Origin of the sequence: Kluyvera genomosp. 3 (assembly GCF_011765685.1) — a bacterium.
Classification (GTDB): Bacteria; Pseudomonadota; Gammaproteobacteria; order Enterobacterales; family Enterobacteriaceae; genus Kluyvera; species Kluyvera georgiana_A.
This window is the reverse complement of sequence record NZ_CP050321.1, coordinates 2,705,499-2,730,518: the sequence shown is the minus strand read 5'-3', so window position 1 is coordinate 2,730,518 and position 25,020 is coordinate 2,705,499. Positions and strand designations below refer to the sequence as shown.

Genomic DNA, 25,020 nt, shown 5'->3' with positions numbered 1-25,020 from the left:
CTATGAAATCGGCATGTCTGGGTCTTTTGTTAGGTACGGTGCTGCTGAGCGGGTGTCATTCGCGCCCGGAAATCGCCGTCAGTGAACAGCAGACGCTGGTGATGGAGTCTAACGTTCTGGCGGCAGGTATCAGCGCGGAAAAGCCTGAGCTAACGTCGTCGGATATACAGGCGACCGCCAGCGCAAAATTGTTCAACGAAAGGCGGCAGCCGGTCACCGTTCACTATCGTTTTTATTGGTATGACGCCAGAGGGCTGGAAATGCACCCGCTGGAAGCGCCGCGCAGCATTACGATTCCCGCAATGGGGTCGGTCACGCTGTACGGGACCGCTAACGGTTTAGGGGCGCATAAAGCCCGACTTTATCTTTATCTGTGAGGGGTAAACTGGAATGAGTAAATTGGGTCGCTATGCGTTGATGGCCTCGCTGGCACTGGTACTGGCAGGGTGTGCGGTGCGCGAACAACCGGCGCCAGTCGATACGGCGAATCCGCAGCAGCCACAACAGCCTGCTGAGCCGCAGCAGCCGGTGCCAACGGTACCGAGCGTGCCGACGATTCCGCAGCAGCCAGGTCCGATTGAGCACGGCGGTGAAACGCCTGCGCAGCCAACGCCGCGCGTACGGCACTATGACTGGAACGGCGCAGCACAGCCGCTGGTTGGCAAAATGCTGCAAACCGGCGGCGTAACCGCGGGCAGCATTTTGCTGGTCGACAGCGTTAACAACCGCACCAACGGTTCATTGAACTCCGGGGAAGCGACTACCGCGCTGCGTAACGCGCTGGCAGGTAACGGCAAGTTTACCCTGGTGTCTGCCCAACAGCTGTCGGTGGCTAAGCAGCAGTTAGGACTGTCGCCGCAGGACAGCCTGGGTTCGCGCAGTAAAGCGATGGGCATTGCCCGTAACGTGGGGGCTCAGTACGTGCTTTACTCTAACGCTACCGGCAACGTGAACGCGCCGACGCTGCAAATGCAGCTGATGCTGGTACAAACCGGTGAGATCGTCTGGTCAGGTAAAGGTGCGGTTGCGCAACAGTAAGCTTTCGCGTGACGCACTGCTGTCACGTGAATTTCCGCACTATCACATCGTCGCCAGCCCCGAATACGCGGGGCTGAGCGGCAGCAGCTGTATTCTTCAACACGGTGGACGGCGGCTGGTACTGCGTCAGCATCATGCGCCCGACGCGCCGGAACACGAATTCCTCCGTCAATATCACGCCCTTCGTCAGCTACCCGCCACGCTGGCGCCAAAGCCTGTTTTTTATACGCGCGGCTGGATGGCAGTTGATTTTTTAGCCGGAGAGATCAAAAGCGTGCTTCCGGCGCATCAACCGCTGGCGACTCTCCTGTATGATTTGCATCAGCAGCCCCGATTTGGCTGGCGGCTGGCGCTCTTACCTTTGTTAGAACGGTACTGGCAGCAGTGCAGTCCGTCACGACGCACGCCTTTCTGGCTGCGCAGCTTACAACGGCTGCGCCAGCGGAAGGAGCCGCGACCGTTGCGCCTGGCACCGCTGCATATGGATGTCCACGCTGGCAATATTGTGCACGCCGAAGGCGGTTTAAGGCTCATCGACTGGGAATACGCTGGCGACGGCGATATTGCGCTGGAGCTGGCGGCGGTGTGGATGCCGGACAATCAACAACGCTATCAACTGATTGAGGCCTATGCCAGGCTGGCACATATGTCCCCGGACGCCCTGTGGCAACAGACATTACGCTGGCGTCCGTGGGTACTGATGCTGATGGCGGGCTGGTTCGAGTGTCGCTGGCAACAGACCGGTGACGAACAATTTATCACGCTGGCCAATGAAATCTGGCAGCAGCTTAAGAACAATAAGGAGGCCGTGTGGGGCCAGTAATGTTGGATGTGGAAGGCTACGAGATGGATGCCGAAGAACGTGAGATTCTGGCGCACCCGCTGGTTGGCGGTTTAATTCTGTTTACCCGTAATTACCACGACCCCGAGCAGCTTCGTGAACTGGTTCGCCAGATTCGCAGCGCCTCGCGTAACCGACTGGTGGTGGCTGTTGACCAGGAAGGGGGCCGCGTACAGCGTTTCCGCGAAGGGTTCACCCGTTTACCGGCCGCACAGTCGTTTGCCGCGGTGCTGGGGGAAGAGGACGGTGCCCGGATGGCGGTTGATGCGGGCTGGCTGATGGCCAGTGAGATGATCGCGATGGATATTGATATCAGCTTCGCGCCGGTATTAGACGTGGGCCACATCTGTACCGCCATTGGCGAGCGTTCTTATCATGCGGACCCGCAGAAAGCGCTGCTGATGGCGCGTCATTTTATTGACGGCATGCACGCTGCCGGGATGAAAACCACGGGTAAACATTTCCCAGGCCATGGCGCGGTCACTGCCGATTCGCACAAAGAGACGCCGCACGATCCGCGTCCGGAAGCGGAAATCCGCGGGAAAGACATGGCGGTGTTTAAAACGCTGATTAGCGAAAATGCGCTCGACGCCATTATGCCGGCACACGTCATTTACGACGCCGTTGATCCGCGTCCTGCCAGCGGCTCGGCGCATTGGCTGAAGACCGTGCTGCGCGGCGAGTTGGGTTTTGAGGGCGTGATTTTCTCTGACGACCTTTCAATGGAAGGCGCGGCGATTATGGGCAGCTATGCTGAACGCGGCCAGGCATCGCTCGACGCAGGTTGCGATATGATCCTCGTCTGCAATAATCGTAAAGGTGCGGTGAGCGTGCTGGATAACCTGTCGCCGATCAACGCAGAGCGTGTTACGAAGTTGTATCATAAAGGTTCATTTAGCCGTCAGGAACTGATGGACTCCGCCCGCTGGAAAACAGTTAGCGCTCAGCTGGAGCAACTCCACGAACGCTGGCAGGAAGTGAAGGCTGGTCATTAACCCTCCCGGTGTGGGAGTAATGGTGTGGTGAGGACGCAATGATTATCTATTTACACGGTTTTGACTCCAATAGCCCTGGTAACCATGAGAAAGTGCTGCAACTGCAGTTTATCGACCCGGATGTGCGGTTGATTAGCTACAGCACGCGGCACCCCAAGCATGACATGCAGCATCTGCTGAAAGAAGTCGACAAAATGCTGCAGTTGAATGCCGATGAGCGGCCGCTGATTTGCGGCGTAGGGCTGGGCGGCTACTGGGCGGAGCGAATTGGTTTTCTGTGCGATATTCGCCAGGTGATGTTTAACCCGAACCTGTTCCCGAACGAGAATATGGACGGCAAGATCGATCGCCCGGAAGAGTACGTGGATATTGCCACCAAATGTGTGAACAACTTCCGCGAGAAGAACCGTGACCGTTGCCTGGCCATTCTCTCTCGCCACGACGATGCGCTTGATAGCCAGCGTTCAGCAGACGTGCTGCATCACTACTATGAGATCATCTGGGACGAAGAACAGGGTCACAAGTTTAAAAATATTTCGCCGCATCTGCAGCGGATTAAAGCGTTCAAAACGTTAGGCTAAATTTTCGGCTGAGAAGCCCCGGCAGCTTTAGGTTGCCGGGGCTTTTTTTTGTTAATTTTTAACCCCGCTGACTCCCATTTCGCTCATCGCAATGCCGTTCGCTCAACTTCTGCGCGATAAAACTTGATACACATCAATTTTGGTATGACCAATGCACCATTCATGTTATTCTCATTGCAGCTGAATGGTTTCTTGTGAGTAACTTGTTGTTAACTAAGAGCTAAATTAATAACTTTTAATTAACAATTGGTTAATAAATTTTAAGGGGGTCTCGTGACTACGCCAATGAAGAAAATTGTAATTGTAGGTGGCGGCGCTGGCGGCCTGGAACTGGCTACTCAGCTGGGTCGCAAGCTTGGCCGGAGTAAAAAAGCGAAAATTACGCTGGTGGATCGCAACCATAGCCACCTGTGGAAACCGTTGTTGCACGAGGTGGCGACCGGTTCTCTGGATGAAGGTGTTGATGCGCTGAGCTATCTGGCACATGCGCGTAATCATCACTTCCAGTTCCAGCTGGGCTCGGTGATGGATATCAACCGCGAAGCGAAAACCATCACCCTGGCAGAACTGCGTGATGAGAAGGGCGAACTGCTGGTGCCTGAGCGCAAGCTGGCGTACGACACGCTGGTGATGGCGTTGGGCAGCACCTCAAACGACTTCAACACCCCGGGCGTGAAAGAGCACTGTATCTTCCTCGATAACCCGCACCAGGCGCGTCGTTTCCACCAGGAAATGCTGAACCTGTTCCTGAAATATTCCGCTAACCTGGGCGCGAACGGCAAGGTGAATATCGCCATTGTTGGCGGCGGGGCGACCGGTGTTGAGCTGTCCGCTGAACTGCACAACGCGGTGAAACAGCTCCACAGCTATGGCTACAAAGGGCTGAATAACGAAGCGCTGAACGTCACGCTGGTGGAAGCCGGTGAACGTATTCTGCCTGCGTTGCCGCCGCGCATTTCCGGCGCTGCGCACAGCGAGTTGACTAAAATGGGTGTACGCGTGCTGACCCAGACGATGGTGACCAGTGCCGATGAAGGCGGTCTGCACACGAAAGATGGCGAATATATTCAGGCCGATCTGATGGTATGGGCGGCGGGCATTAAAGCGCCAGATTTCATGAAAGAGATCGGCGGCCTGGAAACTAACCGCATCAATCAGCTGGTGGTTGAGCCGACGCTGCAAACCACCCGCGATCAGGATATCTACGCTATCGGCGACTGTGCTTCTTGCGCCCGTCCGGAAGGGGGCTTTGTGCCGCCGCGCGCCCAGGCTGCGCACCAGATGGCGACCTGTGCGCTTAACAACATTCTGGCGCAGATGAAGGGTAAAGAGCTGAAGCCGTATACCTATAAGGATCACGGTTCACTGGTATCGCTCTCCAACTATTCAACCGTCGGCAGCCTGATGGGTAACCTGATGCGTGGTTCGATGATGATCGAAGGGCGTATCGCGCGTATGGTCTATATCTCGCTATACCGTATGCACCAGATTGCGCTGCACGGTTACGTGAAAACCGGCCTGATGATGCTGGTGGGCAGTATCAACCGCGTTATCCGTCCGCGACTGAAACTGCACTAATCGCGTTTTAAGGCTCCCGGCCTGCATGTTGTTATGCATGTAGGCCGGATAAGCGCAGCGCCATCCGGCAATGAGCGCCAATGTTCCGCCCAAAGCGCTGCGCTTATCAGCGCTTTCAATTGTTACCTGTCTCTACCTTCAGAATTCTCTCAAACATCTCTAATCCCACATAAAATCCTGCTTTTGAGTTTTTGTCTGATAGTCATGGTTTGACTTAAGTTGCACAATTGTTAGCAATAGCAACAAAGGAGGAAGTCCCGTGAATAAATCAATGTTGGCGGGTATTGGTATTGGCGTTGCAGCTGCTCTCGGGGTTGCCGCCGTAGCGAGCATGAACGTATTCGATCGTGGCCCGCAGTATGCGCAGGTGATCTCCGCTACGCCAATCAAGGAAACCGTTAAAAACCCGCGTCAGGAGTGCCGCAACGTGACGGTTACGCACCGTCGTCCGGTACAGGATGAAAACCGCATCGCCGGATCGGTGCTGGGCGCCGTTGCCGGTGGGGTCATCGGGCACCAGTTTGGTGGCGGACGCGGTAAAGATGTTGCAACCGTCGTCGGTGCTTTAGGCGGCGGCTATGCAGGTAACCAGGTGCAGGGTGCGATGCAGAATAACGACACCTACACCACGACGGAGCAGCGTTGTAAAACAGTGTACGACAAGTCTGAGAAAACGCTCGGATATGATGTGACCTACAAAATCGGCGACCAGCAGGGCAAAATCCGTATGGATAAACAGCCCGGCAGCCAGATCCCGCTGGATAGCAATGGTCAGCTGGTACTGAATAAAGCCTAAAAAAGTGTGAGTGTGCTGATTCGCCCCTCCGTCTCCCAGACTGAGGGGCGTTTTTTTTATACGGCAATCATCTGTGGCCAGAGGCGAAGGGTGGTTTCGGTAATCTGCATCAGCGTTTCAAAGCTCGCCCCTTCACGGGCGCTAATCGACATTCCCTGCAAAATACAGCTCAGAAACTGCGCCAGCTCGGCGACGTTTTTTTCTGCCGGGATTTCCCCGCGCGCCTGACGCAGCTGTAAGAACTTGTATAACGTCTGTTCCTGCACCGCGTGACGCGACTTAATGGTCTTCGCAATTTCTTTGGAAGAGGCGGCAAGGGCGGCAGACGTGTTGATCATAAAGCAGCCCGCCGGCGTGTCTTTGCTGGTAAAGCAGGTGGCGACGGCAGTGAAATAGTGGCGAAGCGCCTCCAGCAGCGTCTGGTCTTCACAGAACAGACAGGCTTCATTTTTCGACGCAAAACGGCTGATGTAGTGATCGAGTACGGCGCGGAAGAGCCCCTCTTTATTCACAAATTCAGCGTACAGCGTCGGCGCCTTGGCGCCGGTGGCTTCGACAAGATCGGAAAGCGATGTTGCTTCATAGCCATACTGCCAGAACAGCGTCATGGCTTTATCCAACGCCGCTTCCCGGTCGAATACTTTAGGTCGACCACGGCCTTTTTTCGCGCAACTTTGCGTGTCAGTTGTCATCGTGCCGCCTACCTCAGTCGGTGTTTAGTGAATGCTCATTATAAAAATAATTATCGGCGGGGGCCAGCGCTTCCGTCGCAAAAAAGAATTCAACATATTCATATGAAAAATATATGAATTCTAATTAAATAAATGATCGTTATAAAAATCCGTTGACGTGTGACCTGGATCTCATTATTATTAATTTATCGATCGTTAAGTTAATAACGTCTGACCTACAAAAATTCATCTGCAAGGTAAAAATTATGAAAAACGTAAAAACCCTGGCTATCGCCGCAGTCCTTAGCTCACTGTCATTTGCAAGCTTTGCCGCTGTTGAAGTGCAATCCACTCCAGCAGATCAGCACAAAGTCGGTAACATTGCCGCATCTGCAGGCCCGAACCTGGCGTCTCTGGAACAAGAACTGTCTCAGAAAGCCGATGAAATGGGTGCGAAATCTTTCCGCATCACTTCCGTTAGCGGTCCGAACTCCCTCCACGGTACTGCGGTAATCTATAAATAAGCGTTAAAACCCTCATAATGCTTATGCCACTGCCATAAAAAAGGCCCTGAGCGGAATACGCTCAGGGCCTTTTACTTTTGCTTTTCAACTACATATTTTGCTGCGCAACATCGTGATGACGGGTGACATCGACCGGCATCCCGGAGCGCACATCCATCACTTTTTTCATCACTTCGCTATCGGTAGCAGGGTTCTGGCTGAAGGCTTTCATCCCGGCGTTAAGCACAATTGGCAGGGTCTGCGGGTTGTCATCAATATGCTCGGACAGCGGTTGATGAACTTCCACCAGATGAACGCCGTTTGGCTCAATCGACGCCTTAATTGGCGTATTGATAATGTTTACCTTCGTGCCAGGCGTAACCTGATCGAAAAGTGCCTTAATGTCGTTATCACGCAGGCGAATACAGCCTGAGCTGACGCGCATGCCGATACCAAAATCGGCGTTGGTGCCGTGTAGCAGATACACGCCGCCGTAGGCCGCAAGACGAATGGCGTGATGCCCCATCGGGTTATCCGGTCCGGCAGGCATTACCGCCGGCAGCTCAACACCCTGAGCGCGATAGCGCGCGCGGATATTGGCGGTTGGCGTCCAGGTTGGGTTGGCGCGCTTATCTGAAACGGTGGTGACCATGGTGGGTGTCACCGTCGTGCCGCCAAGTTGACCGATGCCGATAGGGTAGACGGTCACGGTTTTACTGCCCGGCGGGTAGTAGTACAGCCGCAGCTCGGCCAGATTTAGTACGATGCCTTCACGCGGTACGTCGGGTAGCAGTGTTTGCAGCGGGATAGTGAGTACGCTGCCCGCACGAGGCACATACGGATCGACGCCAGGGTTGGCCTGCAACAGCGCCAGGAAACCCACGTTATATTTCTTGGCGATGGCTTCCAGTGAGCCACCGCTGTTGTCGACGACGTGAAAACGGTTTTCGCCCACCAGGCGGCTGCCCGGCGGCGGCAGTGGCCAGGAGTTGGCGCTGGCTGGCAGCGCAACGCTGACGGCAAGAAGCAATCCTGCTAGCCAGCGTGAAAGTTGCAGAGTTTGACGCATCACTCTAATCCCTCAAAGTCAAAAATGTTGTCTAAAAGTTAAAGCGACTATTATGCGTAAGCGGACTGTAGGGAAGTGATGCGGGATTGAAAGAGTATGTAAAGGTTGGCCCTCTCTGGCTAAGAGAGGGCTGGGCGTTGGTGGAATCAGAAGGCCATTTTTACCGTAAACTGCACTTCGCGTGGGTCGCCAATCTGGTTACCCAGATTATTGCTGGCAATCGATGAGGTGTAGTAGGTCTTGTCGAACAGGTTCTTCACGTTCACCTGCAACGTAACCGGGTACTGTAGCTTCATCCTGTAGGCGGCAAAGAAATCCGCTACCGCGTAGCCGGGCAGGTAGTAATCTGCGCCGTTGGTACCGGAGCGGCGGCTCAATGCATGCCCCCCGGCGCCGAGCGTGAGCGTGTTACTATCATAGACGTTGTTAATGTCATAGGTCAGGAACAGCGATCCGGTATGGCGCGGCACGTTGGGCAGCGGTTTACCGGCGTATTCCGGATCTTCCTCGACTTTAGCATCGGTGTAGCCGTAGCTGGCAATGACGTTAAGGTTTTCGCTCAACGAACCGGCGACATCCACCTCAATCCCACGCGAGCGTACTTTGCCCGCGGTTTTGGCGTAGGTCTCGTCACCAATGGTTTCGGTATAAAGCACGTTACGTTTGTGAATATCAAAGAAGGTGATATTAGACGTCACGCCGTCGAACAGGTCGAATTTAGCCCCCACTTCATAAGCCGTGGACTCTTCCGGCGGCAGGTCGCCAATATAGCTGGCGATGGACGATTGCGGCATAAACGACTGCGCAACGTTGCCGAACAGCGAAACGGTGGGTGACACCTTGTACACAAGGCCAAACTTCGGCGTCAGCTTTTCGTCCCGGCTGTCTGTGTTTTCTTTGAACGGACGACCTTTTCCTGCGTACTGGGTGTAGTACTGATAGCGCACGCCCGCCACGGCAATCCACTTATCCGTCAAATAGAGCGCGTCCTGCAAATACGTCGCATAGGTTTCCTGCTGAATGCGCTGATCGCTATCGGCCGCCGATACGGTGGTGCATTTATCCAGCGTCCCGTACACCGGGTGATAGATATTGAGGCTATTCTTGACGTTTTTGCAGCGGATCATATCGGTACGCAGCAGGTCATAATTTTCATAGGCGATGCCGGTAAGCAACTCATTATAGAAACCGCCAATCACCACATTGCCCTGCAAATCGGCCCGCGTGGCATGCATCCGTTGGGTCGAGCCCTGCGTCGCGTCTACACGGCGGGTCAGGTTGCCGGTTTTGGCATCGTAGGCCATCACGCGAGCCTGGTTATCACTGTACATATCCTGGCTAAAGCTGTAGTCAAAACGCGCGGTCCACTGGCTGTTCAGACGATACTCCGCGTTGAGCTGCGCCAGATCGGAATTGCCATCGGTAATGTTAAACGGCTCGTCGAAACGTACCTTGCTCGGTACGTTGACCGCCTGACCGGTATTCAGATCGAAAATGGTGCCGCGGTCGAACGGCGTATTGTAGTTACGGTGCGACCACGAAAGGTTCACCGTCGCGTCGTCGCCAAACCAGGTCAGGGAAGGGGCGATAAAACTGCTGCGCTCCTTGCCGAAGTTACGCCAGTAATCTTCATTCTGATATTCGCCAATCAGACGATAGGCCAGTTGGGTGCCTTCAATGGGGCCGGTAACGTCAATCTGTCCGCTACCGCCGCCGAAGCTGCTGGAGGTGGCTGAAATATCGCCGGAGAAAGTGCGCTCTGGGCGCTTGGTCACCACGTTAATTAATCCACCGGGGTCGAGGATGCCGTACAGCGTGGAAGCGGGGCCTTTTAGCACCTCCACGCGCGATGTGGCGGCGTTGAAGCTGCGCGGCAGCACGGTACGCAGACCGTTGGTCATAATCGAACCGTCGCGGTTGGCGCCAAAGCCGCGGCGAGTAAACGCGTCCTGAGTGCCGCCAAGGGTGTTGGTTTGCACTACGTTGGCCACGTTATACAGCGCTTCGTCCAGCGAGGTGGCATGCTGATCTTCTAATACTTTATCGCTCACCGTGTTGACGACCTGCGGAATATCGAGCAGTGGCATCGACGTTAGCGTAGCGGTAGCGCTGCTCAAGGGCTGATAGCCGTCGGTGACGGTCTGGTCAGCCTGCGCGGTCGTGCCAATAACCGTCATCGCATCTTCTTTTTTGGTGTCGTCGCTACGTGCGGTTTTTTCAGCCGCCATCAGCGAAGGCGAACTGACGGCCCCCAGAAAGAGGAGTGAAAATAGCGCGCGCCCGGTTGTGCCCGTGAACGTCGGGGAGAAGTGTGTCATCTGTCTGTTTTCCCATAAAAAAACTGCCGATAGATGGCAGCCAAAATTAAAAAATCATTGCCCTGAATTGCGAAAGCTACCCGTTCACATCGCCAAAAATGTTCCGGATATGTAATTGAGAATCATTCAATCATGCGGTGATGTAGTAGTAAATGCAGTCGATGACAAATTTATGCAACACGGGTTATGTCGGCATTTGAGGGCCAAAACGTTATGCGGTTTTCTGTTAATAAATTGAAATTAAATGATTTTATTTATAGTGGTTTAACCGTAGAGGTGAGTGAGGGGCTAAAAGCCTGATGAAATAAAGCGGTAATGTAGCGCTATTGACTACTACATGACGGCATAGCATGATCAAAAGAGAATGAGATTTATTTAAGGTGCAGGACGATACCACGTCGTTGCGGCCGGAGAGAAAGAAATATGCCTCAGCGGCAAGAAAACCCGCAGGAACGCGGGATTGTACTGGCGTCCCTGTGCGCCGGCTATGGCGGCCAACGTATTGTCAATGACGTTAGTTTGACGCTGCCCGTCGGAAAAATGACGGTGCTGGCGGGAGCGAACGGTTCCGGTAAATCAACCTTGCTGAACACCATCGCGCGGATGCTGAAACCGCTCGGGGGCGGCGTGCGTCTGGATGGGCGAGATATTCATCAGCAGCCGACGAAGCAGGTGGCGCGCCAGTTGGGCCTTCTGCCGCAATCGCCGCTCACGCCGGAAGGGCTGACGGTGTTTGAACTGGTATCGCGCGGGCGCTATCCCTGGCAGGGGCTCATTCGCCAGTGGTCCCCGGAGGATGAATGTGCGGTGGAAGAAGCGCTGCGTCTGACCGGCACGCTTGAGTACGCGCATTTGACGGTGGACAGCCTTTCTGGCGGTCAGCGCCAACGCTGCTGGATAGCCATGGCGCTGGCGCAGCAAACGCCGACTATCCTGCTGGATGAACCCACCACCTGGCTTGATCTCCGCTACCAGGTGGAAATTCTTGAACTGCTACAACAGCTGACCCGCGAACATGGACGAACGGTCATTACCGTGTTGCACGACCTTAATTTCGCCGTGAACTATGCCGACACGCTGGTGTTTATGAAGCAGGGGCAGGTTGCGGGCGTAATTCACGACTCGCAGGATTGCACGCCCGCGCTGATTAAGCTGGTGTTCGACGTTGATGTGCAGATGCTGCATAACCCACAAAGCGGTAAGCCCCTCTTTATGCCCTTCAGCGCCCGGCCGGTAACCGTCTGATGTCGATACAAAGCGTACTTACGCGTCGAGGCGCACGTTATCCGTCAGCCGCGTTCGCGGTACTCGGCTGCCTGTTATGTGTTGCGTCGGTGATCCATCTTGGACTGGGCGCGCGGGCAATTGCGCCGCGTGTCGTGATTGATGCGCTACTGCATTATGACCCGCACAATTTTGACCACCGTATCATCGTGAGTCTGCGTCTCACTCGCCTGCTGGCGGCACTAATGACCGGAGCCGCGCTGGGTGTCGCTGGTCTGCTGCTGCAAACAGTAATCCGCAACCCGCTGGGTGAACCGCATATTCTCGGTTTGAACGCCGGAGCGACGCTGGCGGTGGTGGCCTGTTCGGCGGCCGGGATCTCGTTCGGCGAATGGGGCGTCAGCCGCCCTCTGATCGCGGCTGGCGGCGCAGCACTGCTGTTCGGCCTGGTGATGCTGCTGGCTTCCTCCGGTCGCGCAGGGGCGACGGCGATGAAGATTACCCTCTGTGGCGTGGCGCTGTCGGCATTTGCCTCGGCGGTGACCGCCTCGATTCTGATCCTCGATGAGCAGACGCTACAGGCCATGCGGACCTGGCTGGCGGGTGATTTGTCGGGCGTCAGCATGCATACGCTGCGCGTCGCCAGTCTTCCGGCGCTGCTGGGGTTGGGGCTGGCGGCGTTCCTCGCCCCCCGGCTGAATATTCTGGCGCTCGGCGACCGCGTGGCGAGCAGTCTGGGCGTTGCGGTAACCCGTACGCGCATACTGGGCGTGCTGGCGATTGCGCTGCTGTGCGGGGCATCGGTGTCCATCGCCGGTCCAATCGGTTTTATCGGGCTGGTGGTGCCGCACGCCATTCGCCGCTGGGCCGGGCAGGATATCCGTATCGGGCTGCTGCTGGCGCTACCGACCGGCGCATTATTGCTGCTGCTGGCCGATATTCTGGCCCGCTGGCTGCTGGCTCCGCAGGAGCTGGCGACCGGCGTGATGACCGCGCTGGTCGGCGCGCCGATTTTTATCGCCATTGCCGTGAGGTTTTTTAAATGAGGCATGCGTTAAGCAAAGCGGGTTTTCGTCCTCTGACGTGGGGGCCATTTCGTGTGCTGCTGCGTCCCCGACTGGTAAAGATAGCTGCCATGCTGGCGTTGGCGGTGGGGCTGTTGGTTATCTACGGCGTGACGCGCGGATCGCTGCCGATTCCCACCAGCGCCATTGGCCGCGCGCTGTTTTATCCGGACGTACTGAGCGCTCAGCAGGTGTATATCGTGCGCGATATTCGCCTGCCGCGCCTGCTGATGGCTGTCTTCTGCGGCGGCATGCTTGGGCTGGCCGGGGCCGCGATGCAGTCGATCACTCGCAACGGTCTGGCTGACCCAGGGCTGATTGGCGTGAAAGAGGGCACCAGCGTGGTGGTGCTGACATTGATTCTGGCTTTTCCTTCACTGAGCCTGACATGGCGTCCGCTTGCGGGAATGCTCGGTGGCATGCTGGTCGCGCTGCTGGTGATGGTACTGGCGCGCGATCTCTCGCGCCCGCGCTTTATTTTGATTGGCATCGGCGTGTCGTGGGCGCTGTCGGCAGCGATGGGGCTGTTTGTCACCACGGCGGATATTCGTGATGTACAAACGGCGATGACCTGGCTTGCGGGTAGCCTGCATGCGGCGACCTGGCCGCTGCTGGCGGTCGCCGTCGCGTGGGCGCTACCGGCGGTGGTCATCCTCTACTTGAGCGCTCGAGCGGCGGATGTGGCGATGTTGGGCAATCAGGTTGCCAGCAGTCTCGGCGTTCGCCAGGCGCGGCTGACCCTGCTGCGTTTCCTTGCGCCGGTTCTGCTGACGGCAGCGAGCGTCTCATGCGTGGGGAGCCTTGGATTCGTCGGGTTGATGGCGCCGCATATGGCGCGTTTTCTCCTTCCCGGCGGCCAGGTGTCGCTGCTGACCGGCAGCGCGCTGATTGGCGCGTTGCTGGTGTTATTGACCGATACGATTGGTCGACTGGCGTTTGCCCCGTTACAAATTCCGGCGGGAATCATTATTTCGCTGATTGGCTGCCCCTTTTTTATTTTACTGTTGTGGCGTCGTCGCGACGCGTTATGAGGTTCAGGATGACTTTTCGAGGGCTATTCCCCGCTTTGTGGCTGATAAGCGCGGTGGCCGGTGCGCAAACGCAGGCATTCACCGACGATCTCGGGCGTGTCGTGCAGGTGCCGGCACACCCGAAGCGCATTGTTTCTATGCACGATCTTGATATTACCATTCCGCTGATTGAGCTCGGCGTACCGCCGGTAGCGAGCCACGGGCGCACGCGTCCGGACGGCAGCCATTATCTGCGTTCAAGCGCGCAGTTGACCGGTGTGGATTTCGATAATAGCGACATTAAATTCATCGGTACCGCCGACATTGACCTTGAAGCGGTGGCGGCGGCGAAACCGGATCTGATCATCACCGAGCCAAACCGTAACGTGCCGATTGAACAGCTGGCGAAGATTGCGCCGACGGTGAGTATTGACCATCTGCTGGGTAGCGCGCCGCGGATTTACCGCAAGCTGGCGCAGTTGACCGGCACTGAGACGCGTCTGGCGATACTCGACCGACGCTATCAGGCGCAAATCCAACAGCTGAAACAGACCGTGGATACGCAGAAAATCACGGTTTCAGTGATTCAGGCCAATAACGGCAAGGTAACGGTTCATCATTCTTACCATGCTCTTGGCCGCGTGCTGCGTGATGCGGGCTTCCGTTTCCCTGCGCTGATTGAGCGCATTCCGGACGGTGAGCGTATGGATGTGAGCGCCGAGCAGTTGCCGGATCTTGACGCTGATTTTGTTTTTGCCACCTGGCGCTCTGATACCGGCGGTAAACCGCAGGATGAGCGCGATGAGATGGAGAAAGTGTTGCCGGGCTGGTGTGACTTTATGCGTGCCTGTCGCAGCGGACATTATGTGCTGTTGCCGCGCGAAGAGGTCATTTCTAACTCGTATGCCGCTTTAAGCCTGCTGGTGGCGGAAGTGCAGTCGCATATTGCCGGAAGACCGATCCCGCAGGAGGTCAAATGAGACCGCCGGTCGTTCGTCACGAAAAGCGGCGGGTAGATTTGTTTGGCGAACGTCTGCGCAGCCGTGCCCCCCAACTCTCGCCGCGTTTGCTGGCGGTCGTTCACTGGATTGATGACAATCGCGAAGCGGTGCTTGACCACACGGCGATGGAAATCGCCGCCGCCACGCAAACCTCCGACGCCACGGTGGTCCGCGCCATCCAGGCGCTAGGCTTTGCCGGGCTGCGCGACCTCAAGCAAACCATGCAGCACTGGTTTGGCCCGACCATCAGTTCCGCAGAAAAGATGGTCACCACCGTCGCGGCACTCACCAGCGATGTCAGCTCAAGCATTGACTTCGTGCTGGAAGGGCATCAGCGAGCTTGCGAGATGTTGGCGACGCCGGATAACCGCGCGGCGATTGCCCAGGCGGTGGCATTACTGAGCGAAGCTCGCCAGGTGGCGCTGTTTGGCATTGGCGCATCGGGTATTTTAAGTGACTACACCGCACGGTTATTCAACCGTATCGGCCTGCCGTCTTACGTGCTGAATCGCACGGGGTTTAGCCTGGCCGAGCAGTTGATATCGCTGCAGCGCGGCGATGTGCTGATTATGATGGGCCAGAAGTCACCACACCGTGAGGGGCTGACCACGCTTCGGGAGGCCGAGCGGTTAGGTATTCCAACGATTTTGCTGACCCAGGCGACCGACTCGCGATTTAGCGAGATGTCGCAAGTGGTGATCCACGTGCCGCGCGGCGAAAATGGCCGGGTACCGCTACATGGTACGGTGATGGTGTGTCTGGAAATGCTGGTTTTGTCGGTGGCATCCACCGCGTCGCAGCGCACGATTCGTTCGATGAAACGTATTAACGATCTGCACAAAGCCATCGGTAAATCCGGCGGGCGGAAAGGGTAATCGCGCAAGCTTTGCTAATGCCAGACCTCACGGTCGGAAACTATGATGGGCCGCAGGATTCTCCGGTTGCTTTTTGGTCGGAAAATCATCAGGCTACAAAAAACGACCGAACATGTGAGGAGAGAGAAATGAAGGCACAGCCTGCGGTAGCGGTTCTGGGTTTAGGCGCAATGGGGCACGCATTTGCCGCCAACCTGCTCAAAAAAGGTTTCACGGTGTACGGCTGGAACCGTACGCCTGGGCGAGGGGAGGATCTCCAACCCAACGGTCTTCAGTTGTGCAACGATGCAGCGCTGGCTGTAGCCGATGCGTCAGTCATTATTGCGATGCTCACCGACGGTGCCGCCACGCAAGCCATTATCCGCACCATTGCGCCGTCGTGCCCGCAGGGCGCGACGTTCTGCCAGATGGGAACCATCGGTATTCAGGAAACCGCCGAGGCGATTGCGCTGCTCCATGCGCTGCGCCCGGATATGCTGTATCTCGATGCGCCGGTTTCTGGCACTAAAGCGCCGGCTGAAAACGCGCAAATCCTGGTGATGGCAAGCGGCGACCAGACGCGCGCTGGTGCCGCACAGCAGGTATTCGACGCCATTTCTCGCGGCACCCAGTGGTACGGCGAGGCGGGCAACAGCCAGAAAATGAAGCTGGTGATTAATGCCTGGCTTATCGCCATGATGCAGGGCGTCGCAGAGAGCATGCAACTGGCAAAACAGTTTGGCTTTACGCCAGAGCAGCTGTGGGAAACGCTGGAAGGCGGCCCGCTGGCGGCACCCTATGTGAAGGGCAAGCTGGAGATGATCCGCAAAGAGGATTACACCCCGCAGATGCAGCTTCAACATGCGCTGAAAGACGCACGCCTGGCATTGGCAAATGCCCCGCAGGGCACAATGCCGATGATGAGCGATATCGCCGCACTGTGGGAAAATGCCGCGCAAAACGGGCTGGCTAAACAGGATCTGGCGGCGGTCTACGCATGGCTGGATAACGCGCGTCAGGCCTGACGACGAAGGGGGCGCAAATGGAATGGCTACGCCAGCGAATTGAGCATCAGGTGCTGGGCCTGACGGGGATGGCGCTCAAGGAAATTGATTTCGAGCACCCGGTCGGCGAACCGGGGCTGTTTGGCCCCCAGTCGGCCATCTGGCCGGTGCACGGTGATTTTACGTCGATGCTGTGCGGCGGCATCAGCGCGCTGTTGTTGCAGATGCTGCACCCGCTGGCGCTGGCAGGCGTCTGGGATCATTCATCGTTCCGCGAGGATATCTTTGGCCGTCTGCGCCGAACCAGCCAGTTTATTTCCGCCACCACCTTTGCCACGGAACCGGATGCCGAACGGCTGATCGCGAAAGTGAAAGCCATCCACATGCGTATTAGCGGTACCGACGTTGATGGTACGCCATACGCCGCCAGCGATCCGGATTTATTGACCTGGGTCCACGTAGCGGAATGCAGCTCGTTTATGGCCTCGCACCTGCGCTATCGGCGTACGGTGGTCTCGCCCGCGCGGCAGGCACAATACTTTATTGAATCGGCCAGCATTGCCGAAAAACTGGGGGCGCGTAATGTGCCCAAAACGCCCCAGGCGGTGGCGGATTATCTTGAGCAGATGCGCCCGCAACTGCGCTGCGATGCGCGTACCCGGGAAGTGGCAAGGGTTTTGATGACCACCCGGCTGCCTGGTCGTTTCACGCAGCCTGCGGGGAAGATTTTTATGAAAGCCGGTATCGATTTGCTGCCCGACTGGGCCCAGGATATGCTGGATTTACGGCTGAACCCGGTGGAACAGCGTGTGGTTCGCGGTAGCGTGCACCTGATTGCGGCCGTCCTGCGCCGCTCGGTACGGAATGGCGCTTATCATTGCGCGATGCGGCGTATGCAGCGTTGATGAACGTAGAAAAGTGAGCGAAAAAAAGCCGGCACTCAGTGCCGGCTTTTTTATCAGATTTTGCAGGCGTCGCCGCAGTCATCATCGGCAATAATCGCCTGCGCTTTTTTGTCTGCATCGTCCAGACGTTCCGCATTGCGCTCTTGCGCTTCTTCCAGGCCGTCGAAGACCAGGTTATCCAGATCAATTTCCATTCGTTATCTACTCACTCTGTTCTACACTTGTCACAGTATATTGCAAAAATGTTGATTGATGTACCCGCTTATGGACGTGACCGCCTATTCAGCACGAACCGTCATTCTTGTCCCGGCCTCATTGCCGAAATGTGACGTAGCGCTGCTGAAATGCGCACGCAGTGTTCAAAGAGATATCGATAACAGGCGAATACTGGAAACAGGAAAGCATATAACCTTAAAAACGAGTACCAGATCGGAGGGATATGCAATGCAGAAACAGGAACTACAGGCATTAAACAATTTTGATTTTCTGGCCCGCAGCTTTGCGCATATGTACGCGGTGGGCCACCCCATCGACATCAGCACGATCACCGGCAACATGAACGAACAGCAGAGAATCTGGTTCTGCGCGCGATATGACCATTACCGAAAGCAGGCTGAAAGGGCCAAAGCGCAAGCGCTGGAAATGTGTTAATCATTAGCGGGCCGAATGGCCCGTTCTTATTCAAACGGGCACTTTACAGTGCCCGTTGTTGTTTCCAGATAACACCGCTATCTGGAACCTTTATCTGATGCGCTCCCATGGAATGATGTTATCCAGCAACACCGACAGCAGGATACCGACCAGCAGGCCGTTGCTGAGCAGCGGGCGGAGAGTGAGCGGGACATCCTGCAGATACACGGGTGGCAGACTCATCAGGAATAGCCCAACAAACAGCGGCAGGGCGAGGCGATAGATATTCCGCGAGGTAAACTTGACCTGTTGGCTGAAAACGAGGCTGGAGTAGAGCAGCGGCAGATAGGAAACCAGCATCACCGCGCTGCTAACGCCCAACGGGATGGCGCAGAAGAAGCGGGTGAGAGGGGTGATGAGTGCGACCAACAGGAACAGTATTCCGCCGTAGAAGAAGGAGCGTCGCGAGCTATCGCCAGTTTGGGTTAACAATCCGACGGAAGAAACAAAGGGTGAGAAGGGGATCACGGCAAATGGCACGGTCACGAGGGTCATGATGCCGGAGACGATAAAACTGCGGCGATAGTGCGCACCGCTAGCCGTAGCCGATGGGTAAAATACGTCGGTACCGCGAATCGCGCCATAGGTGTTGCTGATGTTAACCAGTCCGGTCATTACGGCGGTCAGAATAATCCCCGGCGACAGCGCACCATGGCTGCCGAGCGGGAACCACTGCCAGTGCAGTTCACCAAATGCAGTCTCTGCGGCGCCAAAACATATCCGCCACACCGCCCAACCCACCACGGTACCTATCAGCAGCGCATAGCGCGAAATACGCGGCGGCAGGAAAATAATCAGGCCAATCACAAACAGCATCACCGCGACCGAAAGAAGAAACGGGGCGAGTGACAGGCTAACGGTAGTCCTGGCAATACCAAACGGCAGCCCCAACATGCCCTTAAAGAAAATCGCCGTGAGCTGTGCCCCGAGCAGAAGCATAAAGGTGACCATCACCGTTGGGGTAAACAACTTCGCCAGCCGGTTTCCCAGCCCGCTGATACCGATGAGGATGGTGAGCACTGCCGAGATCGCAATACCTACCGCCAGACTGCTGGCGATATCGTTCAACGACGTTCCGCGCGATGCTTCAGCCAGCGTAATAGTCAGAATCGTTCCCCACCACAGGCCGGTAGGGCCTTCCATAATGGCGCGGCGATGGCCGCAGAACGTTTGTAGCAGACAGGCAACGGCGGTGGTCAGGAACGCGTACTGCGTCAACATCAGTAGGCTGCTTTGTGGGAGGTGGAAGGCGGAAACCAGCGTAGGGGGAACCACCACGGTATTGCAGAAGATAAAGAAGAACCATTGAAAACCGGACAGCAGGTTTTCGCGTGACAAGAGAGAAATCGGCATAGGGCACATCCGTAAATAAACGCTACTGTATGCTTTTCTGTCACTCCTCGGGAAAAATCAGCACTAACGGCCTGAAAAGCGGAATGAAATGCCGCCCAGGCAGCATGAAATGCATTATTTGTGTGATGAATATATTCATTATTGCCTATACCGCGAACTCCGCCAGTCTGGAAAGCGGGAAATGCAGCGAGGGATCCTGCCTCAGGGTATCCAGCAGATACTCAATCGTTACCCGTACGCGGGGGGCAATCAGCGCTCGATGTGGATACTGAATCACCATTTCATAGCTGCCAGGATCATGCTGGCCAAAAAGTAATACTTTCAACTGACCGGTTTGCAGGTGCGTGATGGCATGATGGACCCCCACCTGCGCAATCCCCAGCCCGAGCCGGGCCGCCTGAAGCTGAGCTTCGGGGGCGGAGAGGGTGATAACGGCCGAGTCGGGCTCAAGGGTGGTCAGGCTACCGTCTTTGCCACTGAATCCCCACGGAGATACCCGTCCGCCGAGAAATCGACGGGCGATCAGATGGTGCTTTTTGAGATCCTCTGGTGTCTGCGGTATGCCGTACTCTGCCAGATAATCCGGAGAGGCGACCAGCACCATGTTGAGCTGACATACCGGGCGCGAAATCAGCGAGGAGTCGATGATACGCCCGCCGCGGATGGCCAGATCGTAGCCATCGCGGACGATATCGGTCACCCGATCGTCAAAATCCACTTCTACGGATAACCCGGGGTAGCGTTGACGTAGTCCCGGCAACGCGGGCAGGAGCTGTTCGCGGCCAAAAGCGGCGCTAGTGGATATACGCACATGTCCACGGGTTTCCATTTTGCCTGCCACTACCGTATCGACGGCAGTATCCAGTGCGGCGATAGCGATACGCGCTTGCTGGAGAAACGCCGCGCCTTCTTCAGTCAGGCTGAGCTTTCGTGTCGTGCGGTTCATCAGGCGGACACCTAGCGCTTGCTCAAGCCCGGCAATATTTTTGCTGATGGCTGCAGTACTTACCCCCTGAAGACGCGCGGCGGCGGCGAAGCTACCGGCATCGGCAGCATCGATAAAGGATGTCATCGCGCGAACGCGTTGCGAGAGTTCCATTGTGGTCTCCTGAACGGGATTCATGGATCACCATTATTAACTTTAGGTTGAAGGCGATTCAACCATAAACGCTATTAAGGTTATCAATCATCAGCGGCATACTGCCTGTCATTCAAGATGAACGCGATAAGGTGAAGACGCTATGAAGACATTGGTGATTGTTTCCCATCCCTATTTTTCCCAATCAAGGGTGATCCGCGCCCTGCAACGAACGGCAGAAAACGCAGACAACGTGACGGTTCGTAACCTTGAGACGATATACGGTGATGAAGTGGCGACCATTGATGTTGTCGCTGAACAGGCGGCTTACCGTGAGGCGGAACGGGTGGTTTTTCTCTATCCCATCCACTGGTTTAATCTGACACCGATGCTCAAAGCCTATCTCAATGAAGTCTGGACGTACGGCTGGGCGTTTGGTACGGGCGGTACGGCGTTAAAAAATAAGCAGCTGCAGATAGTGACAACTGCAGGCGCCAGTGAGTTTACTTACTCGCATGATGGTCTGCTGAATAACACCATGGAAGAGGTACTGACGCCGATGAGGGCCAGCGCTCGCTACGTGGGGATGCACTATTGCAAGCCGCTGGCGTTTTATGAGGTGGCGAGCGGTAATCAAGATAAGGTCGCCGATTTTCAGGCCCGTTTCGCGACGCTACTGGCAGAGAAATAATGCAGAGGAGCGAGAAATGATCAAACGTAAGTTGGGGCAAGGACTGGAGGTTTCCGCACTATCGCTGGGGGCAATGGGCTATGGCAAAGCACGCGATCTGCCGGACCGGGGGCAGATGATTGAACTGTTGCGCAGCGCGGTGGCTCGCGGGATGGATTTTTTTGACACCGCTGAGGTGTACGGCCCATGGACCAATGAGGTGATGGTAGGCGAGGCGCTTGCGCCGCTGCGCCACCAGGTCAAAATTGCCACCAAGTTTGGCTGGGATATCGATCAACGAACCGGTGAGCATCGGGGAGGCGTAAACAGTCGGCCAGAACAGATTCGCCGCTCGGTGGAGGGCAGTCTGAAGCGTCTTGGCACAGACTATATCGATCTCTGCTATCAGCATCGTGTCGACCCTGATGTTCCGATGGAGGATGTCGCAGGAACGATAAAAGATATGATAGCGGAGGGAAAAGTACGTTGGTTCGGAATGTCCGAGGCCAGCGAAGCTTCTATTCGCCGCGCTCATGCGGTTCAACCTCTGGCGGCGTTACAGAGTGAATACTCTTTGTGGACTCGCGAGCCTGAAGAACAGGTGCTACCCACGCTGCAAGAATTGGGTATTGGTCTGGTGCCTTACAGTCCATTGGGGAAAGGTTTTTTAACCGGAAAAATAGATGCTGAAACGGTATTTGATAGCAATGATATTCGTGCCAAAACGCCTCGCTTTACCGAGGAGGCGCGTGCCAGTAACCAGCGTTTGATTATGCTGATTCGCGAAATTGCCGATCGTCATCAAGCCACTCCCGCGCAGGTTGCCCTGGCGTGGCTGTTGGCGCAAAAACCGTGGATTGTCCCGCTGTTTGGCACTCGTAGTCTGAGTCGCTTTGAAGAAAACATTGGCGCACTCAATGTGCGGCTGGATGTACAGGATTTACAGCGCATTGCAGGGGCCAATATTACGATTCAGGGCGAACGCTATCCGGCTGAAATCCTGCGGTTCTCTGGCAAGTAACGACCTGGATTTATGAAATTGAATCATAGGCCAGTTCTGATTATCCGCGCTAATCATGCGCAAATGAGCTCACTATACTGTTCGCACTTACCTGCTAATGGGGACGCGGCCCCCTCACGGAGAAAAGACAATGCAAAACTCACTGAATAATCAACAACAGGCGATGATCCCAATTGCGGCGTTCACCGCGCGCGGCGACATAGACAAACTGACGCAGGCATTGAATGAGGGGCTGGATGCCGGTTTATCGATAAATGAAATCAAAGAGGTTCTGGTACAGCTATACGCCTACTGCGGCTTCCCGCGTAGCCTGAATGCGCTGGGCTGCTTTATGTCAGTGGTCAAAGCCCGTCAGGCAAGAGGGATCGTGGATCAGGAAGGAAACACCGCGACACCGCTGCCCGAAAACTGGGACAGCCTGGCGGCGGGGACGGAAAATCAGACTCGGCTGGTGGGGCAGAGGGTTAGCGGGCCGTTATTCGATTTTGCCCCCGCTATTGATGTCTACCTGAAGGCGCATCTGTTTGGCGATATCTTCCAGCGCGATGTACTGAGCTGGTCCGCGCGCGAGCTGGCAACCATTTCGGCTCTGGCGGCGATACCCGGGGCGGAGAGTCAGTTGAAAAGCCATTACGCGATTAGCTGCAACAACGGTATCACGCCGGAACAGCTTCGCGCCTTTGTCGCCGTGCTAGCGGAAAAATGCGCGCCCGATATTGCGGCTAATGCTCGCGCGGTGCTGGCGCAGTATCTTAATTAGCCGGCATAACGGCGAGCAGTCGGTAAAAAGGCCTATCCACGACTCAGGTCACCTTTTACCGAGTTTTTCGTCTATTCCATATAAAACAAAGGGCTATAATTCGACATGACATTCAATAATGAGGAAATATCATGTCTGAACCAACCCGATTACTGAAAAACATGCTGCTTGCTGGCGCTGTACTGCTGACGTCCACTGCCTCCTGGGCTGCGGAACACTGGATTGATGTGCGTACTGCGGATCAGTATCAGGAGACGCACGTGCAGGGCGCGGTGAATATTCCGCTTAAGCAGCTGGCTGAACGCATTGGGGAAGTGACGCAGGATAAGAATGACACGCTGTATCTGTACTGCAACACCGGTAATCAGTCAGGCAAAGCGGAAACGCTGCTGCAAAAAATGGGCTATAAAAATGCAGTTAATGAAGGCGGCCTGAAAGATGTCGAGAAAAAACAGCCCCTGGTAAAATAGTGCTTTTCTCCACCCGCGGTAGGCTAGCGGCTTTCCCGTTGATAAAAGATAGATTGGCGTAATCGAGACGACGTTGCTAGCCTCAATAGTTCAGGTATCCGGGTGGATCTCCAGTGCAACCACCCGATTTTGTTATTGACGCACGAAGGATCTCACATGAGCGAAGTTAAGATTGTTGCTACCCTGACGCCCCGCCAGGAACATATCGATACCATCAGAAAAGCTGCGCAGGCGATGGTGCCTCTCACGCATCAGGAAGCAGGGTGCTTACAGTACGATCTGCATGAAAGCCGGGCGATTCCCGATGTCCGCGAACTGGCAAATGAAGGTGGTGTGTCGTTTATTTTTATTGAGCGTTGGAAGTCGGAAGCCGATCTGAAAAAGCACGTAGCTATGCCCTATCATGATGATTTTCTGGCAATTCTGGATGGGAAACTGGAAAGCATCAACGTACAGCGATTAACGAAACTGTAAGATTGATTCGCAGAAGAGAGAGAAGAAAAGCGCCATATCGAGGAGATATGGTGCGTTCGATTGGACTCGAACCAACGACCCCCACCATGTCAAGGTGGTGCTCTAACCAACTGAGCTACGAACGCATTGTTGCTTGCGACAACGGGGACGAATATTAGCGGCAGCCGCGTGCTGTGGCAAGCGGAAAATGTGTGATTTCACCCGACTGGAGAACTTTTGCCCATCTCTGCTGCATTTTTCTGCGGTTCATCTAACTTCGTTGATCTCCTTCGATTTTATCGTGTTGTCACTTTGCTCGGACAATCCATCTAACGACCCTTTTTGTCCCTGATGATTGAAATTAAAAATGTTATGTTATAACGTTTATTTTTTCGCGCAAACGGTAAGGATAAAATGCAAATGAAACATCTGGGGAAAATGGTTTTGGTGGCGGGGGCGTTACTGGTAAGTGGCCAGGCGCTGGCACATGGGCACCACGATCACGGTCAGCCGCTGTCGGAAAAAGAGCAGAAGGCGGCAGAAGGGATATTTGATGTTGCCGATGTAAAAGATCGCCCACTGGAAGACTGGGATGGGGTGTGGGAGTCGGTGTATCCGCTGTTGCTTTCCGGCGACCTGGATCCAGTTTTCCAGCAAAAAGCCGCGAAAGACAAGAGTAAAACCTTTGGGCAGATAAAAGAATATTACCGCACGGGCTATGCGACCAACGTCAATATGATCGGTATTGAAAATGGCGTCATGGAATTTCACGTTGGTGATAAGGTCAGCGCTTGCCAGTACCGCTACGCCGGGCACAAAGTCTTAACCTACGCATCAGGTAAAAAGGGCGTGCGCTATCTGTTTGAGTGTCAGGATGCAAACAGCGCTGCGCCGAAATACGTGCAGTTCAGCGATCATATTATTGGGCCGAGAAAATCCGCTCACTTCCATATTTTTATGGGGAATAAATCTCAGGAAGCCTTGCTGACAGAGATGGACAACTGGCCGACTTACTACCCGTACCAGTTGACCAAAAAGCAGGTAGTGGATGAGATGCTGCACCATTAAGCGCA

General features: G+C 55.4%; 27 protein-coding genes, 1 tRNA gene and 1 pseudogene. 22 read left to right on the top strand and 7 right to left on the bottom strand.

Annotated elements, in window-relative coordinates:
* The first annotated feature begins 2 nt into the window (after positions 1–2).
* The 7 genes from GY169_RS12825 (at position 3) to GY169_RS12795 (ending at position 5,829) form a co-directional block, all read left to right on the top strand.
* On the top strand, positions 3–377 hold the full coding sequence (locus GY169_RS12825) for a YcfL family protein (protein ID WP_163447428.1): 375 nt from the start codon (positions 3–5) through the stop codon (positions 375–377).
* A gap of 22 nt (positions 378–399) precedes the next feature.
* The gene (lpoB, locus tag GY169_RS12820) at positions 400–1,038 is read left to right on the top strand and encodes a penicillin-binding protein activator LpoB (protein WP_167577300.1); all 639 of its coding nucleotides are present in this window, start codon (positions 400–402) and stop codon (positions 1,036–1,038) included.
* Entirely contained in the window at positions 1,019–1,861 is an 843-nt protein-coding gene (gene thiK, locus GY169_RS12815) for a thiamine kinase (protein WP_167577299.1), read from the top strand. Before lpoB ends, thiK begins: the two co-directional genes overlap by 20 nt.
* Positions 1,849–2,874 (top strand): beta-N-acetylhexosaminidase, encoded by a 1,026-nt coding sequence (nagZ, locus tag GY169_RS12810; RefSeq protein ID WP_167575977.1) that lies wholly within the window; start codon positions 1,849–1,851, stop codon positions 2,872–2,874. The genes thiK and nagZ overlap by 13 nt, the downstream gene beginning before the upstream one ends.
* 38 nt (positions 2,875–2,912) lie before the next feature.
* Complete coding sequence (gene ycfP, locus GY169_RS12805) at positions 2,913–3,455, top strand: alpha/beta hydrolase YcfP (RefSeq protein ID WP_163447431.1); 543 nt, start codon at positions 2,913–2,915, stop codon at positions 3,453–3,455.
* Between the two features lie 273 nt (positions 3,456–3,728).
* Positions 3,729–5,033 carry an NAD(P)/FAD-dependent oxidoreductase gene (locus GY169_RS12800; RefSeq protein ID WP_167575976.1) on the top strand — a complete coding sequence of 435 codons (1,305 nt, stop codon included), beginning with the start codon at positions 3,729–3,731 and terminating at the stop codon, positions 5,031–5,033.
* A gap of 259 nt (positions 5,034–5,292) precedes the next feature.
* Complete coding sequence (locus GY169_RS12795; protein ID WP_074398785.1) at positions 5,293–5,829, top strand: glycine zipper 2TM domain-containing protein; 537 nt, start codon at positions 5,293–5,295, stop codon at positions 5,827–5,829.
* Positions 5,830–5,885: 56 nt separating this feature from the next.
* Here the strand turns inward: GY169_RS12795 and GY169_RS12790 are convergent, their stop codons facing one another.
* Positions 5,886–6,521: a TetR/AcrR family transcriptional regulator gene (locus tag GY169_RS12790; protein ID WP_163447433.1), complete on the bottom strand. Its 636-nt coding sequence runs from the start codon at positions 6,519–6,521 to the stop codon at positions 5,886–5,888.
* 245 nt (positions 6,522–6,766) lie between these two features.
* Between GY169_RS12790 and bhsA the strand changes: the two genes are divergently transcribed.
* Positions 6,767–7,024: a multiple stress resistance protein BhsA gene (gene bhsA / locus GY169_RS12785; RefSeq protein ID WP_064545779.1), complete on the top strand. Its 258-nt coding sequence runs from the start codon at positions 6,767–6,769 to the stop codon at positions 7,022–7,024.
* Between the two features lie 88 nt (positions 7,025–7,112).
* Here the strand turns inward: bhsA and GY169_RS12780 are convergent, their stop codons facing one another.
* Positions 7,113–8,072 carry a L,D-transpeptidase family protein gene (locus tag GY169_RS12780; RefSeq protein WP_163447473.1) on the bottom strand — a complete coding sequence of 320 codons (960 nt, stop codon included), beginning with the start codon at positions 8,070–8,072 and terminating at the stop codon, positions 7,113–7,115.
* 146 nt (positions 8,073–8,218) lie between these two features.
* Entirely contained in the window at positions 8,219–10,300 is a 2,082-nt protein-coding gene (locus GY169_RS12775; protein WP_223882174.1) for a TonB-dependent siderophore receptor, read from the bottom strand.
* A 513-nt stretch (positions 10,301–10,813) separates the two neighbouring features.
* Here GY169_RS12775 and GY169_RS12770 point away from each other — a divergent pair.
* From GY169_RS12770 to GY169_RS12740, 7 genes and pseudogenes are all read left to right on the top strand, one after another.
* Positions 10,814–11,635: an ABC transporter ATP-binding protein gene (locus GY169_RS12770; protein WP_167575974.1), complete on the top strand. Its 822-nt coding sequence runs from the start codon at positions 10,814–10,816 to the stop codon at positions 11,633–11,635.
* Positions 11,635–12,660, top strand: a complete 1,026-nt coding sequence (locus GY169_RS12765; RefSeq protein WP_167575973.1) for a FecCD family ABC transporter permease — start codon at positions 11,635–11,637, stop codon at positions 12,658–12,660. The genes GY169_RS12770 and GY169_RS12765 overlap by 1 nt, the downstream gene beginning before the upstream one ends.
* Positions 12,657–13,709: a FecCD family ABC transporter permease gene (locus GY169_RS12760; RefSeq protein WP_167575972.1), complete on the top strand. Its 1,053-nt coding sequence runs from the start codon at positions 12,657–12,659 to the stop codon at positions 13,707–13,709. Before GY169_RS12765 ends, GY169_RS12760 begins: the two co-directional genes overlap by 4 nt.
* A gap of 8 nt (positions 13,710–13,717) precedes the next feature.
* On the top strand, positions 13,718–14,668 hold the full coding sequence (locus GY169_RS12755; protein WP_223882095.1) for an ABC transporter substrate-binding protein: 951 nt from the start codon (positions 13,718–13,720) through the stop codon (positions 14,666–14,668).
* Positions 14,634–15,564: pseudogene (locus GY169_RS12750) on the top strand (MurR/RpiR family transcriptional regulator). Before GY169_RS12755 ends, GY169_RS12750 begins: the two are co-directional and overlap by 35 nt.
* Positions 15,565–15,692: 128 nt before the next feature.
* Positions 15,693–16,568, top strand: a complete 876-nt coding sequence (locus tag GY169_RS12745; RefSeq protein ID WP_167575969.1) for an NAD(P)-dependent oxidoreductase — start codon at positions 15,693–15,695, stop codon at positions 16,566–16,568.
* 17 nt (positions 16,569–16,585) lie between these two features.
* The gene (locus GY169_RS12740) at positions 16,586–17,452 is read left to right on the top strand and encodes an oxygenase MpaB family protein (RefSeq protein ID WP_167575968.1); all 867 of its coding nucleotides are present in this window, start codon (positions 16,586–16,588) and stop codon (positions 17,450–17,452) included.
* A gap of 53 nt (positions 17,453–17,505) precedes the next feature.
* On the opposite strand, the gene GY169_RS12735 is transcribed toward GY169_RS12740, so the two are convergent.
* Entirely contained in the window at positions 17,506–17,646 is a 141-nt protein-coding gene (locus tag GY169_RS12735) for a hypothetical protein (protein WP_100250004.1), read from the bottom strand.
* 250 nt (positions 17,647–17,896) lie between these two features.
* Between GY169_RS12735 and GY169_RS12730 the strand changes: the two genes are divergently transcribed.
* A complete protein-coding gene (locus tag GY169_RS12730; RefSeq protein WP_163447442.1) occupies positions 17,897–18,103 on the top strand; it encodes a glycogen synthesis protein GlgS in 207 nt (68 codons plus the stop codon).
* 90 nt (positions 18,104–18,193) lie between these two features.
* Here GY169_RS12730 and GY169_RS12725 read toward each other — a convergent pair whose 3' ends face one another.
* Both GY169_RS12725 and GY169_RS12720 read right to left on the bottom strand, forming a co-directional pair.
* The gene (locus tag GY169_RS12725) at positions 18,194–19,495 is read right to left on the bottom strand and encodes a uracil/xanthine transporter (protein WP_223882094.1); all 1,302 of its coding nucleotides are present in this window, start codon (positions 19,493–19,495) and stop codon (positions 18,194–18,196) included.
* 145 nt (positions 19,496–19,640) lie between these two features.
* The gene (locus GY169_RS12720) at positions 19,641–20,594 is read right to left on the bottom strand and encodes a LysR family transcriptional regulator (protein WP_167575966.1); all 954 of its coding nucleotides are present in this window, start codon (positions 20,592–20,594) and stop codon (positions 19,641–19,643) included.
* A gap of 142 nt (positions 20,595–20,736) precedes the next feature.
* Here GY169_RS12720 and GY169_RS12715 point away from each other — a divergent pair, with 142 nt between their 5' ends.
* The 5 genes from GY169_RS12715 (at position 20,737) to GY169_RS12695 (ending at position 23,968) form a co-directional block, all read left to right on the top strand.
* On the top strand, positions 20,737–21,264 hold the full coding sequence (locus GY169_RS12715) for an NAD(P)H-dependent oxidoreductase (protein WP_167575965.1): 528 nt from the start codon (positions 20,737–20,739) through the stop codon (positions 21,262–21,264).
* A 16-nt stretch (positions 21,265–21,280) separates the two neighbouring features.
* Positions 21,281–22,264: an aldo/keto reductase gene (locus GY169_RS12710; protein ID WP_167575964.1), complete on the top strand. Its 984-nt coding sequence runs from the start codon at positions 21,281–21,283 to the stop codon at positions 22,262–22,264.
* A 130-nt stretch (positions 22,265–22,394) separates the two neighbouring features.
* Entirely contained in the window at positions 22,395–23,024 is a 630-nt protein-coding gene (locus GY169_RS12705; RefSeq protein WP_167575963.1) for a carboxymuconolactone decarboxylase family protein, read from the top strand.
* 131 nt (positions 23,025–23,155) lie between these two features.
* The gene (pspE, locus tag GY169_RS12700) at positions 23,156–23,494 is read left to right on the top strand and encodes a thiosulfate sulfurtransferase PspE (RefSeq protein ID WP_167575962.1); all 339 of its coding nucleotides are present in this window, start codon (positions 23,156–23,158) and stop codon (positions 23,492–23,494) included.
* A gap of 156 nt (positions 23,495–23,650) precedes the next feature.
* Entirely contained in the window at positions 23,651–23,968 is a 318-nt protein-coding gene (locus GY169_RS12695; RefSeq protein WP_167575961.1) for a putative quinol monooxygenase, read from the top strand.
* Positions 23,969–24,016: 48 nt separating this feature from the next.
* Here the strand turns inward: GY169_RS12695 and GY169_RS12690 are convergent.
* Positions 24,017–24,093, bottom strand: a tRNA-Val gene (locus GY169_RS12690).
* Between the two features lie 274 nt (positions 24,094–24,367).
* Between GY169_RS12690 and zinT the strand changes: the two genes are divergently transcribed.
* Entirely contained in the window at positions 24,368–25,015 is a 648-nt protein-coding gene (zinT, locus tag GY169_RS12685; protein WP_167577298.1) for a metal-binding protein ZinT, read from the top strand.
* Positions 25,016–25,020: the final 5 nt, after the last annotated feature.

Coding starts and splice junctions, on each gene's coding strand:
- GY169_RS12745 (WP_167575969.1), top strand. CDS start 15,693: ATGAAGGCACAGCCTGCGGTAGCGGTTCTGGGTTTAGGCGCAATGGGG.
- GY169_RS12740 (WP_167575968.1), top strand. CDS start 16,586: ATGGAATGGCTACGCCAGCGAATTGAGCATCAGGTGCTGGGCCTGACG.
- GY169_RS12825 (WP_163447428.1), top strand. CDS start 3: ATGAAATCGGCATGTCTGGGTCTTTTGTTAGGTACGGTGCTGCTGAGC.
- GY169_RS12760 (WP_167575972.1), top strand. CDS start 12,657: ATGAGGCATGCGTTAAGCAAAGCGGGTTTTCGTCCTCTGACGTGGGGG.
- GY169_RS12720 (WP_167575966.1), bottom strand. CDS start 20,594: ATGGAACTCTCGCAACGCGTTCGCGCGATGACATCCTTTATCGATGCT.
- GY169_RS12755 (WP_223882095.1), top strand. CDS start 13,718: ATGACTTTTCGAGGGCTATTCCCCGCTTTGTGGCTGATAAGCGCGGTG.
- zinT (WP_167577298.1), top strand. CDS start 24,368: ATGAAACATCTGGGGAAAATGGTTTTGGTGGCGGGGGCGTTACTGGTA.
- GY169_RS12695 (WP_167575961.1), top strand. CDS start 23,651: ATGAGCGAAGTTAAGATTGTTGCTACCCTGACGCCCCGCCAGGAACAT.
- GY169_RS12730 (WP_163447442.1), top strand. CDS start 17,897: ATGCAGAAACAGGAACTACAGGCATTAAACAATTTTGATTTTCTGGCC.
- GY169_RS12790 (WP_163447433.1), bottom strand. CDS start 6,521: ATGACAACTGACACGCAAAGTTGCGCGAAAAAAGGCCGTGGTCGACCT.
- GY169_RS12705 (WP_167575963.1), top strand. CDS start 22,395: ATGCAAAACTCACTGAATAATCAACAACAGGCGATGATCCCAATTGCG.
- GY169_RS12725 (WP_223882094.1), bottom strand. CDS start 19,495: ATGCCGATTTCTCTCTTGTCACGCGAAAACCTGCTGTCCGGTTTTCAA.
- GY169_RS12765 (WP_167575973.1), top strand. CDS start 11,635: ATGTCGATACAAAGCGTACTTACGCGTCGAGGCGCACGTTATCCGTCA.
- GY169_RS12715 (WP_167575965.1), top strand. CDS start 20,737: ATGAAGACATTGGTGATTGTTTCCCATCCCTATTTTTCCCAATCAAGG.
- GY169_RS12735 (WP_100250004.1), bottom strand. CDS start 17,646: ATGGAAATTGATCTGGATAACCTGGTCTTCGACGGCCTGGAAGAAGCG.
- ycfP (WP_163447431.1), top strand. CDS start 2,913: ATGATTATCTATTTACACGGTTTTGACTCCAATAGCCCTGGTAACCAT.
- pspE (WP_167575962.1), top strand. CDS start 23,156: ATGTCTGAACCAACCCGATTACTGAAAAACATGCTGCTTGCTGGCGCT.
- GY169_RS12770 (WP_167575974.1), top strand. CDS start 10,814: ATGCCTCAGCGGCAAGAAAACCCGCAGGAACGCGGGATTGTACTGGCG.
- GY169_RS12780 (WP_163447473.1), bottom strand. CDS start 8,072: ATGCGTCAAACTCTGCAACTTTCACGCTGGCTAGCAGGATTGCTTCTT.
- GY169_RS12775 (WP_223882174.1), bottom strand. CDS start 10,300: ATGGCGGCTGAAAAAACCGCACGTAGCGACGACACCAAAAAAGAAGAT.
- GY169_RS12710 (WP_167575964.1), top strand. CDS start 21,281: ATGATCAAACGTAAGTTGGGGCAAGGACTGGAGGTTTCCGCACTATCG.
- bhsA (WP_064545779.1), top strand. CDS start 6,767: ATGAAAAACGTAAAAACCCTGGCTATCGCCGCAGTCCTTAGCTCACTG.